Below are 15242 nucleotides of genomic sequence, written 5' to 3' on the forward strand. Positions count from 1 at the left end.
GCCCAGCATTTTGTTCTTCCGTAGAATTTCCTTTGCGCTTCGTCTTGTCCGCCTTGCTGTCCGCAGTGTCAGATTTGCCGTTGTTTGCCTCGGCGCGCATTAAATTTCTCTCGCCGTCCGTCGCGTTCGTATCGCCTCGTGCTAAATTACCGCCGCCGCTCGTCGTATTTGCTTCGTTATCTTTAAAATTTAAAGCTTCGCAACGATCTACGCCTAAACGCTCGAAATAATATCTCTCTCGCTCACTTAAGTTTTCCACTCCCCTTTCGCATACGCGCTTGATATACGCCTTGCTAGGGTATCTAAGCCGATTGAGCGCTAATTCACTACCCTCATCTGCGCGCTTTATCAGCTTGGCGATGCAGGCGTCATCCTCTTCACTATTTGCGATATAATCCCATATGCCGCAGTATCTATCACCGCCCAGCGTCGTAATCAAAAAATAAACCCAAAGCAGGATTATGACAATCGATATGCTTCCTTTTATTTTTAAAGATCTCTTTTTTACCATGTTTTTCCTTGAGTAATAAATTTTAACTCATTTTTTCATAGATTTGACCAACGGCATAAAATTTACGATATCGCCCTCAAGGCTAATCTTATCGCTCAGCATTTTGCTATTCCGTAGAATTTCCTTCGCGCTTCGTCTTGTCCGCCTTGTTGCCCGTAGTGCCGGCTTCGACGTTGTTTCTCTCACCGCTCGTTAAATTTCCCTCGCCGTCCGTTGCGTTTGCATCGCCTCGCGCTAAATTACCGCCGCCGCTCGTCGTACCTGCTTTTCCGCCCTTTGATTTGGGCGTTTTAAAGCCCCAAATCTCGCAGCGATCTCCGCCGAAACCTTGGAAATAATATCTCTCACGCTCGCTCAAGTTTTCTACTCCCTTTTCGCATGTGCGCTTGATATATGCCTGACTCGGATACATTAGTCGATTTAACGCGTGATCGTCGCCAGCATCCGCGCGCTTTATCAGCTTGGCTATACAGGCATCATCCTCTTCGCCCTTGTTGTTTAAAAAAGATTCCCAAATGTTGCAATACGCGCCACTGTTGTTTATATATAGGGCGCACAGAATAACAACCCCTACGATTAACAAAAAAATTTGACTTTTACTAGCTTTCAAGCTCGCTTTATTGTCCGGCATCTAATCCTCCCGTAGAATTTATATCGCGTTTGATCGCGCCTGCTTCATTGCGGATCGTATTCGTACCTTTGCGCGTTAAATTTCCCTCGCCGTCCGTTGCGTTCGTATCGCTGCTCGTCGTATTTGCTTCGCCGTCTTTTGATTTAGGCGTTTTAAAGCCCCAAGCACTACAACGATCTTTACTATAACGCTCGAAATAAAATCTTTCTCGCTCACCCAAGCTTTCCACTCCCTTTTCGCACACTCGCTTGATATATTCCATAGTTGGGTATCTAAGCCTACTTTCTGTAAAACTATTTCCGTCGTCTGCGCGCTTTATCAGCTTAGCGATGCAGGCATCATCTTCCTCATCATGCCTGCCTGAAAAAAATTCTCTCGCGCTACAATACCCGCCGCTACCGCTTACAAACGCGGCATAAATAATAATAAGCGCCACAGCTAGCACAAAAACATGACTTTTACCGATTTTCAAGCTCGCCCCCTTCGCGATTAAATTTTGATTTTTTCCGCAGATTTACGATCTGCGGGCGGATCGTAAACTCGCTTACGTTGGACTTCGTGCGCAGAATTTGCAGCGTGAAATTTGCGATCTCCCCCGCATCCACGAAGCTTGCTTCATCATCTGCAGGCTCGAAGCCCAAATCCTCGTAAAACGGCGTTTTGGTGATGTCAGGGTTGATGCAGCTTACTCTGATCTGCTTGCGCGCCTCCTCAAAAAGGCAGAGCAGAAACGCCCGCAACCCCGCCTTGCTCGCGCTATAAACCGCGCTAAAGCGGCTAGATCGCAGCGCCTCGATCGAGCTAATGCCGATGATATGGGCGCGGTTGCGCTTTAAATTCGGCAAAAGCGTGCGCGTGATGATGATATTTGCGGCAAGATTTACGTTTAAAATTTTTAAAATTTCGCTCTCGCTCATCGCCTCAAGCGGCGCAAATTTCGCCGTACCCGCGCATAAAATCAGTGCGTCAATCTCACACGCCGCAGCCAGCGCGCGGCACTCCTTCGCTAGCGCGTACGTATCCTCAAAGCGCGAGCTTAGCGTTAAAATTTCATAGCCGTTTTGCCGCAAAAGCTCCGCAACCGCGCTGCCGATACCGCCGCTTGCGCCCGTGATCAATGCTTTCATCTTTTCTCCTTTAAATTTTAATGCCGCTTCGGCGCGTTAAGCTTAGCGCACTATACAAATTTCGCTGCGCTAAATTTATTACCCGCTGTATTTGCCGCCAAATTTGCGCGGTCTGAACAATCCGCGCCGCCGACCTGCGCGGTAAAATTTTAAATTTAGCCCGCGGCATTTTGCTGTGCGAGCGTTTTGTAAAATTTCATCGCCGTTCGCTGTACCCGCCCCGCACGATTTATAAAATTTAATTTTATAAAGCCGGGTGTGCCGCTAAATTTTAATCGCTCGCTCGCCGCAAATTTCGCGCTGTATCCTCGGCACCGCATGCGAGCCGGCACAGGCCGCGACGTCTGCGACAAACAGCGCGTCTAGCGCCGCCATATCTTTGCGAAATACGCCGCTTTCATCGCCTCCTCAAACGCGTCATTGCTTTCGTACTCGTGCCCCAAAACCTCGCGCCACAGGCTCGCATCCTCCATGCAGAGGTAGAAAAACACCCACTCGCGCCACGGCGAAAGCGCGTCCGCGGCAAATTTAAAAAGCTCGCGCTTGATCTGCAGCGGGTATGAGAGCTTGCCGTTCGCGTCCGTAAGGGGCATCTGTAAAATTTTGCTCCGCAGCCCGCGCGAGCGTAGCTTCTTGACGACGGGTTTGATGAAGGTAAGCGTGCCGAGCGAGACCATCGCGACGCCGCTTGGATCAAAGTGGCGCAGCAGCTGCTCAAAAAGCGCGCCGTAATCGCTTTGCCACCCCTCGTACCAAACCATCGGGTGGAGGTGAAAGCCCACCAAAATGCCGCGCGCCGCGAGCGCTTCGGCTGCAGCCAGCCGCGCATCCAGGCTCGCGCTTAGATGCTCCTCGTTCGCAATGATCGCGGGCGTATTTAGCGAAAATGTAACGATGAGGTTGCGCGGGATCTCGCGCTGCAGGAAAAACCGGATATTGTTCGACTTGCTTTTAAGCTCCAAAATCACGTTTTGATGCCGCGCCGCAAAATCGCATAGCGCGCTTAAAATGCCGAAGCGATCGCCCCACATGAGCGAGTCGGAGCTCTGCCCTGTGCCGATGTGGTAGCTACGCGCGGGATCGAGCCGCAGCCGCGCTAAATTTGCCGCAAAATTCTCGTCAAAGCCGATTTTCCCGTGCTTGTAAAATGAGCCGATCGCGCAATACGAGCAGTCAAAGCCGCACGAATTGACCGCATCTAGCGTCAGCAGATTGCAGCAGCGCGTGTTTTCGCTCGCTACCGGACAGCGGCCCAAAGCGATACGGTCTGCGCGAAAGGAGGAAATTTCAAATTTTTTCGGCGCGTAATCGCTTTTGAAGCTCGCGTACGAGTGCGGGCGAGACTTTAGCTCAAGCCAGGCTTCGCGCACGAAATTAAAAATTTGCTCGCCGCTCGGGACTTTCCCCGCTTTATTAAATTTGGCTTTATTAAAATTTAGCCCGCACTGCCCATCCGCAAGCAGCTCATAAACGGGCGTCTCGTCCCACGCCTCAAAATCGCTCGCAAACTCCGCAAGCTGCTTTCGTTGCTGAAATGAAAAGTGAAATTTCTCAAATAGCGCGCCTAAAAACGCGCTCGATCGCTCGTCCAGATTCACGCCAAACTGCGCACCTAGCTCCTTTTTCGCCTCCGTCATCTTGCTCCGCTTCGTTTAAATTTTGCAAATTATACTTAAATTTCGCGCGCCGTCACTGAAAATCGTTGAAATTTCAGATCGCGCCGCAGAATAGTCGCTCGAAATAGAGAGCGTAAGCTAGCGTAATAGCGACGTTTAGGATCAAAATTCCGCCGAGTATGAGCTTTTGCGGGATTTTTTTGACGCCCGTTCGGTAGTAATACGGCAGGGCGCAGAAAAACGCGGGCAGCACGAGCAGAGCGATACCTAGCGGCACGCCGTCGATGCCTATCTCTGCACTGCGCACGAACTGCGCCATGGCGGGGAATTTATGAACGGCGAATATGGCCGCTGCAAAAAGTAGCTGCACGCAGACGCAGTAAAATAGGTAGCGCGCGCCTATTAGAGCGTCTTTTGGCCATAGCCCGATACAGGCAAATGCGAGCAAAAGAGCTAAAAAGACCAAAGAGGGCAGATCCGCGAACAAATCCGCCACGGCATACGCGCAAGCCGCGACGCACGCGCATGCCAAGAGGGCGAAACATAGATAAGAGCCTTTTATTTTCATCGTTTCTCCTGTAACTATGCAATACTTTCTAATTCCGCGTCGTATTCGGCATATGAAGCCAAAATTTTATCTCTCGGCTCGGTTTTTTGCATACGCTCTAGTAGTTAAATTTTGCCCTTTATCGCGGTGCGGATTTGCGGCAGGCGCGCCTTTATGAGTTCATAGACGAAGCTTTTACTAAGCCGCTCGCCGCGCAGATGATCGCTTACGATCTTCATCATCGCCCACGGCACGCCCGCGCGCTTGCAAGCATTAACAAAAAGCGCGCTCTCCATATCGTAAAGCGTAACGTAGTGATTTGTGCACCCGCAAGTAGCGCCCTTTGCCGTGCACGGCGTATTTTGTGCTGCGCGCGCTGCGGTATTTGTCGCAGCGCTGCACTCACCTACCGCGATTTGTGAGGGTTTTACGCTCGATAAATTTTGCGCCTTGACTTGCGTTAAGCTTTGTATTTCAGCCCGCGTCGCGTCGCGCGTGAAATTTTTTGTATCTGCCGCGTCGTTTGCCTCTTGCGTTAGGGCTTGTGCGTTTATTTCGCCGCACGCTTCGATCGCTGCGATATTTTTTACATCAGTCCACTCCGTTGCGTTTAAAATTTTAGGCTCGCTCACGCAGATTAAATTTGCTCGCAGCTTGCCGTCTAAACTCGCGCCGCAAAATTCCCGCTCGCAAACGTTTTGAAATTTTAGAGCCTGCTCGCTGTGTTCCCCAACCTGCGAGCGATAAAATTTCGATCCGTCCTCGCCGTAAAATTCCTGCGCTGTCGTGCCGTCAAAGTAAAACGCCTCGCCGATTTGCACGTTTGTATCCTCGCAGCCGCAGACTCCTATGTTTAGCGCAAAGTCCACGCGCCGCGAAAGTAAAATTTCGCCGAAGCGCTCTGAATTTTGCGCGCAGCCAAGATCTAAAATTTCAAAATCTTCAGTCGCATTTTGCGCGGAGCCTGCTTCTGTGCCGCCGCCGCAGAGCGCGCCCGCATCCGAACGGTGCTCAAATTCCACGTCCGCGCCGCGCCGATCCTTGCGAAGCTCACGCCCGAATTCCGCGTCTGCATCGGCACGGCGAACAAATTCCGCGCCGGGTTCGCTCTTAAATTCTATTTCTATGCCGCCTGCAGCGCCCGCTTTAAATTTAGCTCCAAACCTCACGCCGCAGATGTATAGAAGCATCTGCTCGCCTGCGAACAGATCGCCGCTGCGCGTAAGTTTAAAACTCTCGATTATCGCTTGGGCTTCGCAGCGCAAAGCCGTACAGATCAGTATCATTTGCCGCCTTTGTTAAAACCGCATTTTAACAATTTGAGCTATAATGTAAGATTAATTTGCACAAAAGGGCGAAAATGAACGATCTCATCACCATCACTGGCGCGCGCGAACACAATCTGAAAAATATAAATTTGCAAATTCCAAAGGACAAACTCGTCGTTTTTACCGGTCTTAGCGGCAGCGGCAAGAGCACGTTGGCGTTTGATACGCTATATGCCGAGGGGCAGCGCAGATACGTCGAGAGCCTAAGCAGCTACGCGAGGCAATTTTTAGACCGCGTAGGCAAGCCCGACGTCGATAAGATCGACGGTCTGACGCCTGCGATCGCGATCGATCAAAAAACGACGTCGAAAAACCCGCGCTCTACGGTGGGCACGATCACCGAAATTTATGACTATCTGCGCCTCTTATATGCGCGCGTAGGGGTGCAGCACTGCCACAAATGCGGCAAGCCGATCTCAAAGATGAGCTCCAGCGACATCATCGCCGAGATTATGAAGCTGCCGAGTGGCGCGAAGGTGATTTTGGGAGCGCCCTTGGTGCGCGAGAAAAAGGGCAGTTTCGCCGATATGCTACAGAGCCTACGCGAGCAGGGCTATGTGCGCGCTCAGATCGACGGCGTGCTGGTGCGGCTGGACGAGGAGATCGAGCTGAGCAAGACGAAAAAGCACTCGATCAAGGTCATCATCGACCGCACGACCATCGACGAGGAAAATTCCATCCGTATCGCAAGCGACGTCGAAAAGGCGCTCAAGCTCAGCTTCGGCGAGCTTGAGGTGGAGATCGCAAACGCCGCCGAGCTGGGGCTCGCGCAGAGCCTGATCCACTACAGCGAGCATATGGCGTGCTTTGATTGTAAAATTTCATTCAAGCCGCTCGAGCCGCTCGCGTTTAGCTTCAACTCCCCAAAGGGCGCGTGCGAGAGCTGCGACGGGCTGGGGATAAAATTTAGCCTCGATCTGGGCAAGATCATCAACGAAAACGCCTCGATCGAGGGCGGCGCGATTAAAGTGATGTCGGGCTTTAACAAGAGCTATTACTATAAATTTTTACTCGGATTTTGCGAAGCAAACGGCATAAACGTCAAAATTCCGTATGCAAATTTAAGTGAGGAGCAAAAAAAGCTGATCCTCTACGGCAGCGTCAAAGAGATCGATTTTTACTGGAAAAAACATAAACTCGTGCGTAAATTTGAGGGCGCGATCAAATATGCCTACGATCTGCTCAAAAACGAAAGCGATCTGGACGATTATATGAGCGAAAAAATTTGCCCCGACTGCGGCGGACTGCGCCTGCGCCCCGAAAGCCTAGCCGTAAAGGTCGCAGACAAGGGTATCGGCGACGTGATAAATATGAGTATCTCAGACTGCGTGGAATTTTTCAGCGACGAGAAGCGGTTTTCAAATTTAAGCGAAAAGGACGCGCAGATCGCTGCGCCAATCCTAAAAGAGATCAACGAGCGGCTGTTTTTCTTAAAGGATGTGGGGCTTGGATACCTCACGCTGGGGCGCGATGCGCGCACCATCAGCGGCGGCGAGGCGCAGCGTATCCGTATCGCAAGCCAGATCGGCTCTGGTCTTAGCGGCGTGATGTATGTGCTCGACGAGCCTAGCATCGGGCTTCACGAGCGCGATACGCAAAAGCTCATCAAGACGCTACGAAGCTTACAGGAAAAGGGAAATTCCGTAATCGTCGTCGAGCACGATAAAAAGACGATCGAGGCGGCGGACTTCGTCGTAGATATCGGCCCTGGGGCAGGCAATTTAGGCGGCGAGGTCGTATTCGCAGGAGACGTCGCGCATCTGCTTAAAAGCAATACGCAAACCGCGCTGTATCTAAATAACCAAAAGGAGATAAACTACCAAAAGCACCGTAAGCAGGAGCTTTGGCTAAGCATCAAAAACGTAAATATCAATAACATCCACGGCCTTTGCGCAAAATTTCCGCTGCGAAATTTAGTCGGCATCACGGGCGTTAGCGGCAGCGGCAAGAGCTCCTTGGTGCTGCAAACCATCCTGCCGACGGCACTTGAGGAGCTAAATCGCGCCAGAAAGGTGCACGCGGTAAAGAACGCTAAAATTTCGGGGCTTGAGAGCCTGGATAAAGTGATCTATCTGGATCAAACCCCGATCGGACGCACCCCGCGCAGCAATCCCGCGACCTACACGGGGGTGATGGACGAGATCCGCGCGCTTTTTGCCGCGACGAAAGAAGCGCAGCTGCGCGGATACAAGATCGGGCGCTTCAGCTTCAACGTCAAGGGCGGGCGCTGCGAAAAATGCGCGGGCGAGGGCGAGATCACGATCGAGATGCACTTCCTGCCCGATATCAGCGTCGTCTGCGACGTCTGCCACGGCACGAGATACAACGCGCAGACGCTTGAAATTCTATACAAAAACAAAAGCATAGCCGACGTTTTGGCGATGAGTATCGACGAGGCGCTCGAGTTTTTCAAAGCCGTGCCTAAAATTTATCAAAAGCTAAAAACGCTCGCGGACGTCGGGCTCGGCTACGTTTCGCTCGGACAGCCCGCCACGACGCTTAGCGGCGGCGAGGCACAGCGCGTCAAGCTCGCCAAGGAGCTAAGCCGCACCGACACGGGCAATACGCTATATATCCTGGACGAACCCACGACGGGGCTACATTTTGCAGACGTAGATCGCCTGGTGGCGGTGCTGCACCATTTGGTCGATCTGGGAAATTCCGTCTTTGTGATCGAGCACAATCTGGACGTCATCAAAAACTGCGATTACATCATCGACATGGGGCCCGAAGGCGGCGAGGGCGGCGGACAGATCGTCGCTTGCGGCACCCCAGAAAAGCTCGCGAAAGATTTTAAAAAGACAGGTAGCTACACGGGGGAATTTTTGGCGCAGGAGCTAGCGGCGATGAAGAGCGCAAGCAAAAATAAGCGAGGTTGAAACGTCTTACCGGGGGCAAGAATGGATCAAAGCAGGCTAGATGAATTAAGAAAGCTACTACAAAAGCGGCATCAAGAGCCTAAGCAAGGCTTAGAACAAAATTCTAACGGCGAAAATTCTGGAACATCGAATTTTGGAGTCTCGAATTTCAAAGCTCAAAATTCCGAAATCTCGAATTCCGAAGTCTCAAATTTTGAAGCTTCTAATTTTAGAACCTTAAATTTCGAAGCCTCGAATTTTGAAATCCTGAATTCTGAACCTCCGAATTTCGAATCTCTGAATTCTAAAGCACCGAATTCCGCTCCTGACGCTTTAAATTTAGAAGCCGAAGCGGATCAGAATTCCGCCTGTGTAAACAACATAGAGCAGCAAAATTTTATATCCGATGACAGCGGCGTCTTACCGCAGAATTCCAAGGCTAGAGATTACGACAAAGAGCCGATAATCATCAAAGATCATACTTATTATGACTATATGAAATACTCTATAATTCCTACTATGGTAGGCTTGTTAATAGCGCTTGCATTTGCCACTATTGTAAATCCCATAAGCATTAAAATGTTTCGCCTCCTTCCTTTGGTCTTGGTAATATTCGTAACAAATTTTATGAATAGAGACGGCGCATACTTCGTGTTTTATAACGATAAAATTTTATATTACAATAAAAATAAGATTCGTAAAACGTTCGAGATAAATACAATCGGCGCTATGGCTTTAAGCTTTGACTGGAGATGGAGCTGGAAGCAAAAAATACCTATTTATATAAAGGTCTTTCTTGTTCTTTGGTTTTTGCTCGGCTGCTATACGACGGGAGAGCCGATCAATGGCGTGGCGATAATTTTTACTTTTTGCTTTTCTATTTTAACTACCAAAGCCTATATGCATCTGCTTAACGGCAGCCTCGGCTTTTTCGGTCTTCACGATCAGCTCGTGCTTTATAAGGAAAACGCTGAGGTCGAGATACTAAATATCTTGATGGCAAATAAAGAGGAGTATCTGCAGCTGAGAGATTATTTTATGCAGACGATGCAAAAAGATATAAGCAACCTGCAACGCACGATGTCGATTTTCAACGAAAAGATAGAATTTAGAAAATTTAAATTTTAAAATTTGATTAGATTATGTATTTTAAAATTCCGTACTAGTTTGCTTTTTTTGAGATTAAAATCCCTCTGCTACAATGTCGTAAAGATATCCTACCGTTTCGTCGTTTAAATTTAGTGTCTTTTTGCTTCGTAAAAATTCTAAAATTTCATCCTGCGCAAAGCCCGCTCTTTGCGCGCAAAGCTCGTGCGCGGGCAAAAAGCCGCGGCATAGCGCGATATTTTCTAAAATTTCTTCGTCGCATAAAAAACAATACGGCTCGTCGTGCAACCGCCCCTCAAATTTTAAAATTTCGGCGTAGCTTTCTACGATTATGCGGCGCGGATTTTGTTTGCCAAAGCGCACAGCAGCGCGGTTTAGCAGCTCGTAATAGAATTTATCCAGATGCTCGGCATCTTTTAGATGCGCGTGTAAAAGCCGCATAAATTGCTGCCAAAATAGCAGCTTCTCGCGGTTTCCGAGCCACGCGTATCCTAGATGCATCACACCGCTAAGACGAGGGAGGAAGTTTTGATTTTGCGAGAGCTCGAAATCGATTTTATAGCCCTGGATAATGTTTGAGTGGCGCGCGCCGTAGAAGCGATACGCACGCACGAGCGCACTTTCGCTCAGCACATCTACGATGCAGTCCTCATCCCTAACCTTGGTCGTTTTTAATATAAATCCTTGCATTTTCCTATTTTAGCGAAATTCACATATAAATTTAAATAAAGAATTTTAGGTTATAATCAGAAGTTTCATTTCATAGAATTTAAAGGAAATCATATGAATTTTGGAGATCTATTTTCAAAAATACGTAGGACGCAACCTGCGCCGAGCGAAGCTCCTACGCACTGGATAAAGTGCCCGGGATGTGGCGCACTGATGTATAGCAAAGAGGTCGAGCAAAATCATAGCGTTTGCCCCAAGTGTAACTATCACCTTCGTTTTGACGCGCAGGCTCGCATCGATCTGATCTGCGACGAGGGCTCGTTCGTGGAGTTCGATAAAAATTTGCAGCCCGTCGATCCACTAAAATTCGTCGATAAAAAATCCTACAAAAAGCGCATCTCCGAGAGCAAGGAAAAAACCGGCAGGTTTAGTGCGGTGATCGCGGGCGAGGGCGCTATAAGTCGCCAAAAAATTCAGCTCGTGGTGTTTGATTTTAACTTCATGGGCGGAAGCCTGGGCTCCGTGGAGGGCGAAAAGATCGTCCGCGCCGTAAAACGCAGTCTGGATAAAAACGAGCCGCTAATCATCGTAAGCGCAAGTGGTGGCGCAAGGATGCAAGAAAGCACCTTTTCGCTAATGCAAATGAGCAAAACCTCCGCCGCGCTTAAAATTTTATCCGAGCATAAAATTCCATTCATCTCCGTTCTTACCGATCCTACAATGGGCGGCGTGAGCGCGTCGTTTGCATGGCTGGGAGATATTATCATCGCAGAGCCCGGCGCTCTCATTGGCTTTGCCGGACAGCGCGTTATCAAGCAAACCATAGGCGCGGATCTGCCGGAGGGCTTTCAAAGATCGGAATTTCTGCTTGAGCACGGACTAATTGATGCGATCGTGCCTAGAGCTGAGATGAGGCAGTATCTAAGCGATATAATCAACGTGCTTAGCAAAAACGCCGTGCAGATTGACGATATGAGCGATAAGTCGCTGCACGAAGAGGGAAGCGAAGAGTAGTGCAGATAACGGTAAATTCCATCCAAAAGGGCACGGACGAGTTCGCAGGCGCGATAAGCGATTATAAAAAAATGGCGACTAAATTTGCCGCGGTGCGAGATGATATATTTTTTAACGCTAATATCGCTCGCGCTCAAAGCACATCTGCTGAGCTAGCGCTTAAGGCGTATGATGAAGCTTATCTACCGCGCCTTAGCGGATACGTCGTAGCTTTGGATGAGCGCGGACAGGAGCTAGATAGCGTGGAATTTGCGAGTATGCTAAAGGATAAAAGTAGCGTGTCATTTTTCATCGGTGGCGCTTACGGGCTTAGTGAAAATTTTAAGGCAAAAGCCGATAAAATAATCAGTCTTAGTAGGCTTACGTTAGCGCACAAAATCGCTAAACTTTTGCTCTTTGAGCAAATTTTTCGCGCACTGTGTATTAACGCAAACCATCCATATCACAAATAAAGGGAAGTAATGAAGAAAAACGAGTTGAAATTTTACAAGAAAATTTTAGAAGAAAAAAGAGAGCAACTCATCGCCAATATTAATAGCTCTGTAAATGAAATTTCGGAATTGCGCGAAAATAAAGCTGCGGATGATTTTGACGTAGCGAGCATGAATACGGATTTAAGCATCGAATACTCGCTCAATGTTAATCAACAAAAGGCGTTTTTAGAGATTGAAAGTGCGCTTAAACGTATCGAAAACGGCACTTATGGGCTTTGCGAAAGCTGCGGTGAGCAGATAAGCTTAGAGCGTCTTAAAGTAAATCCGGAGGCGAGATTGTGCATTTCGTGCAAGGAACAGGCGGAAAAGCAAAATAGGAGTTAGCTATGAAAACCAAGCAATTCTTTTTATATTCGATCGTCTATATCGCAATCGTCGCGATTTTAGTTTTTACGCAGCAAAGCAGTAGCTATACACTGGGGCTTTTCGGTTTTACGCTTACGCTTCCTGTGGCGGTGTGGATCGTACTGCCGTTAATTTTATATATGATTTTGGCGATTTTTCATATCGTTTTTCATAGCTTTGCTTTTTACCGCACAAAAAGGGCGATCGCAAAGGACCTAAGCGCGTACGATGCGATGAGTAAAGAGGTTTTGCTGGGTCTTGATACCAATAAAGACTTTAAAACCGAGTATTTTAAAGACCCAAGCGAGCTTACTAAAATTTTATCTCCGTGGTACGATAGCACTGGCATAGATGTCAAAAATGAGGATCTAAAAGAGGTCATAGGTGTTATTGAGAAGGTTAAAAACGGCGAAGTGGCGGATCTGCGAAAATATAAACTTCCTAAAGATAACGGACTATTTTTGCAAAACGAGCTCAACCGCCTCGACGCTGAGCCTGCGTATGCGTATGAAATTTTAAAAACCAAGGGCGTTTATAGCGAAAATATCACTAAAAAAGCCTATGCCGTAGCGCTTGCCAAAGGAAGCTACGATAAGATCAAGGCCTATAAAATTCCTCAAGATATAGCCGAGGTAAATATTTTAGTGGATCGCGCGGTGAATGACGCGAGCTTTGAGATCAGTAGCGAGGAGCTTTTCGATCTTGTAAATAATGAAAAATTTAGCGAGCAGGATTTTATCGGCTTTGCTAAAAAGCTAAAAAATCATCTCGCTCCAGAGCAATACAAAGCCTTTTTCGAGCGGCTCAAAAACGAGAATCAAGAAGCGAGTGAGGCATATCTGTACGCGTTATATGAGCTTGGCATGATCGACGAGTTTAGAGAGCAGCTAAGCCTTGCCGACGGCGACGAGTTTGAGAAGTTTAAAATTCTGTTATTTTTGCGTGACAACGGCAAAAACGTTCCTGCGTCGCTGTTATTTTAGCTCGGTAATTTTACGAGTTCGTTTTATGCGGGTAAGAGAGATTGCTTTTAAGTTCTTTGTGGCTATTAAACACAGCCTGCGCGATAAAATTTAAAGTGCGGATAAAATTCCAACTCGCGCAAATTTGAAATTTCAAAATTTATCGAAAAATCAATGCGCGCAAGCGGTAAAATTTAAAAGATTTGCTTGCGTAGTGCGCGTATAAACGGGTTTTGTATTTATGCTACGAAATTTAAAATTTAAACGTAAAGCGCAAGACTTGCTAGCCGAATAAAAGTGATGAAATTTTAAAATCCGCGCGGCGTTTTGCAAGCTGCTTGCCAGGTTTGCCGCGCAAATAAAATTTAGTGGCGATCATCCTTGCTGCCGTTTTTGCCGCCATGTAAATTAGCTAAGCTTAAAAATAAAATTCGCGCCTAAATGCGAATACCGCAGCCTATGAAATTTAAATTTTAAAGCTCGCGGCAAAATCCGCTGCAAGCGCTGCGGCGTTAAATTTAAAGGTTTAAATTCAAACGAAATCAAAATAAGAAATTTAAAATGACAAAAGATTTTTTTAAAAGAGACCCTCTATTTTTGGCGCCTTTGGCGGGCTTTTCGGATCCGCCACTGCGGGGCGTAGTGAAAAAATTCGGCTGTGACGCGACCGTAAGCGAGATGATAAGCGCAAACGCCCTTGTTTTCGAGGGCGAAAAGACGCTAAAGATGCTCGAAAAAAACGCCGCGGAAACCCCATTTTTCGTGCAGATCGCAGGCAGCGATGCGGAAATCATAAAAAAGGCGGTTTTTCTCATCAATAAATTTGACGGCATCGACGGCATCGATCTAAACTGCGGCTGTCCCGTCCCCAAAGTCGTAAAACAGGGCGCCGGCTCGGCGCTGTTACTTGATCCACCCCGTCTATCGCGCTTGGTCGAGACTATAAAAAAGTATTCGAACAAAAAATTTACGAGCGCGAAGGTGCGGCTGGGCTTCGGCGCCGTGGATATCGAAAATATCGCGCGCGCCGTACAAAGCGCAGGAGCTGATTTTATCGCTATTCACGGACGTACCAGAGCGGGCGGATACAGCGCGGCAGTGGATTACGGCGCGATCGCAAGAGCCAAACGCGCGCTGCAAATCCCCGTGATCGCAAACGGCGACATAAACTCCTCCAATGCGCCCGCAGTGCGAGACCTTAGCGGCGCAGACGCGCTGATGATCGGTCGCGCGGTAATCGGCAGGCCGTGGATCTTTCGCGAGATCAAAACGGGCGAGCAGGCAAGTGACGCGCTAAAAAGAGAGGTCGTGCTCTATCATTTCGCTCAAATGCTTAGCCATTACGGTAGCCACGGCGTGGCGATATTTCGCAAGCATCTGCACGAATACTCCAAGGGGCGCGAAAATGCCGCAAGCTTTCGCGAGCAGATCAACCACGTCGCCACCGAGAGCGAAATGACTCGGCTGATCGAGGAATTTTTTAGCTAAATTTAGAATTTTAGGAACTCTGATGATTATTTTAAAAATTATAGCCTGCGCATTTTCGATGGGTTTTTGCTTGATGAATATTTCGAGCTTGGGCGATTTTGTGGTATGGCGGATTTTTGACACGTCTAGCGTCTGGGATGACGATCCAATAGAATGGCTACAGCAGAAGTGCGTATATTTCATATTTTTGTGGATATCTTTTTGCGGGGTTTGCGCGGTGCTTGCCAAAAAGCTAAAGGATTTTGATAGGCTTGTGAATTTTTTCGTCAATCTGTTTTTGCCGATCGTGGCGATTTGGATACTATCGCCATATTTAGGGATAATAATTGCGGCTGTTTGCATTTCGGATACAAACCTTGTTGACTTCTATTCCGCATTGCTTAGCGCATTAATATCTATCGTTCTTTTTATGATCGTCGTAGCCGAGGTCTTAAAGCAGATTTATCCGTCCAAGTCCTAGCGCGCGGAATTTTAAAATTTAGTGCAGAATTTCGCCTTGAAATTCTTGGTCGCCGCTTACAATCACAGCCCGCGCGTTAAAAGAC

Annotated in this window: 16 protein-coding genes; 8 read left to right on the forward strand and 8 right to left on the reverse strand. The window is 48.1% G+C overall.

Annotated features, from left to right (window positions below; all coding sequences use genetic code 11):
• From Q0413_RS00570 to Q0413_RS00600, 7 genes are all read right to left on the reverse strand, one after another.
• On the reverse strand, positions 1–511 hold a 511-nt coding region (locus Q0413_RS00570), incomplete at its 3' end, for a hypothetical protein (protein WP_298986207.1).
• A 106-nt stretch (positions 512–617) separates the two neighbouring features.
• On the reverse strand, positions 618–1142 hold the full coding sequence (locus tag Q0413_RS00575) for a hypothetical protein (protein ID WP_298986209.1): 525 nt from the start codon (positions 1140–1142) through the stop codon (positions 618–620).
• Positions 1129–1614, reverse strand: coding sequence for a hypothetical protein (locus Q0413_RS00580; RefSeq protein WP_298986211.1), 486 nt, complete (start codon positions 1612–1614; stop codon positions 1129–1131). The genes Q0413_RS00575 and Q0413_RS00580 overlap by 14 nt, the downstream gene beginning before the upstream one ends.
• Positions 1601–2269: an SDR family oxidoreductase gene (locus Q0413_RS00585; protein WP_298986213.1), complete on the reverse strand. Its 669-nt coding sequence runs from the start codon at positions 2267–2269 to the stop codon at positions 1601–1603. The genes Q0413_RS00580 and Q0413_RS00585 overlap by 14 nt, the downstream gene beginning before the upstream one ends.
• 362 nt (positions 2270–2631) lie before the next feature.
• Positions 2632–3906, reverse strand: coding sequence for a spore photoproduct lyase family protein (locus Q0413_RS00590; RefSeq protein WP_298986215.1), 1275 nt, complete (start codon positions 3904–3906; stop codon positions 2632–2634).
• A gap of 73 nt (positions 3907–3979) precedes the next feature.
• Positions 3980–4453, reverse strand: a complete 474-nt coding sequence (locus Q0413_RS00595) for a hypothetical protein (RefSeq protein ID WP_298986217.1) — start codon at positions 4451–4453, stop codon at positions 3980–3982.
• Positions 4454–4557: 104 nt separating this feature from the next.
• Positions 4558–5718 (reverse strand): hypothetical protein, encoded by a 1161-nt coding sequence (locus Q0413_RS00600; protein ID WP_298986220.1) that lies wholly within the window; start codon positions 5716–5718, stop codon positions 4558–4560.
• Positions 5719–5792: 74 nt separating this feature from the next.
• On the opposite strand from Q0413_RS00600, the gene uvrA reads away from it, so the two are divergent.
• Entirely contained in the window at positions 5793–8639 is a 2847-nt protein-coding gene (uvrA, locus tag Q0413_RS00605) for an excinuclease ABC subunit UvrA (RefSeq protein WP_298986223.1), read from the forward strand.
• A gap of 21 nt (positions 8640–8660) precedes the next feature.
• Complete coding sequence (locus Q0413_RS00610; protein ID WP_298986225.1) at positions 8661–9746, forward strand: hypothetical protein; 1086 nt, start codon at positions 8661–8663, stop codon at positions 9744–9746.
• Positions 9747–9800: 54 nt separating this feature from the next.
• Here the strand turns inward: Q0413_RS00610 and recO are convergent, their stop codons facing one another.
• Positions 9801–10415, reverse strand: coding sequence for a recombination protein RecO (recO, locus tag Q0413_RS00615; RefSeq protein WP_298986228.1), 615 nt, complete (start codon positions 10413–10415; stop codon positions 9801–9803).
• Between the two features lie 93 nt (positions 10416–10508).
• On the opposite strand from recO, the gene accD reads away from it, so the two are divergent.
• From accD to Q0413_RS00645, 6 genes are all read left to right on the forward strand, one after another.
• Positions 10509–11408, forward strand: coding sequence for an acetyl-CoA carboxylase, carboxyltransferase subunit beta (gene accD, locus Q0413_RS00620; RefSeq protein ID WP_298986230.1), 900 nt, complete (start codon positions 10509–10511; stop codon positions 11406–11408).
• On the forward strand, positions 11408–11860 hold the full coding sequence (locus tag Q0413_RS00625) for a 23S rRNA (pseudouridine(1915)-N(3))-methyltransferase RlmH (RefSeq protein WP_298986232.1): 453 nt from the start codon (positions 11408–11410) through the stop codon (positions 11858–11860). The genes accD and Q0413_RS00625 overlap by 1 nt, the downstream gene beginning before the upstream one ends.
• Before the next feature lie 9 nt (positions 11861–11869).
• Positions 11870–12226 (forward strand): RNA polymerase-binding protein DksA, encoded by a 357-nt coding sequence (gene dksA / locus Q0413_RS00630; RefSeq protein ID WP_005872423.1) that lies wholly within the window; start codon positions 11870–11872, stop codon positions 12224–12226.
• A gap of 2 nt (positions 12227–12228) precedes the next feature.
• The gene (locus tag Q0413_RS00635; RefSeq protein ID WP_298986234.1) at positions 12229–13230 is read left to right on the forward strand and encodes a LapA family protein; all 1002 of its coding nucleotides are present in this window, start codon (positions 12229–12231) and stop codon (positions 13228–13230) included.
• Between the two features lie 540 nt (positions 13231–13770).
• Positions 13771–14697 (forward strand): tRNA-dihydrouridine synthase, encoded by a 927-nt coding sequence (locus Q0413_RS00640; RefSeq protein ID WP_298986236.1) that lies wholly within the window; start codon positions 13771–13773, stop codon positions 14695–14697.
• A gap of 22 nt (positions 14698–14719) precedes the next feature.
• Positions 14720–15157: a hypothetical protein gene (locus Q0413_RS00645; RefSeq protein ID WP_298986238.1), complete on the forward strand. Its 438-nt coding sequence runs from the start codon at positions 14720–14722 to the stop codon at positions 15155–15157.
• The last annotated feature ends 85 nt before the right edge of the window (positions 15158–15242 follow it).

The organism is uncultured Campylobacter sp., assembly GCF_938045465.1.
Taxonomy (GTDB): Bacteria; Campylobacterota; Campylobacteria; order Campylobacterales; family Campylobacteraceae; genus Campylobacter_B.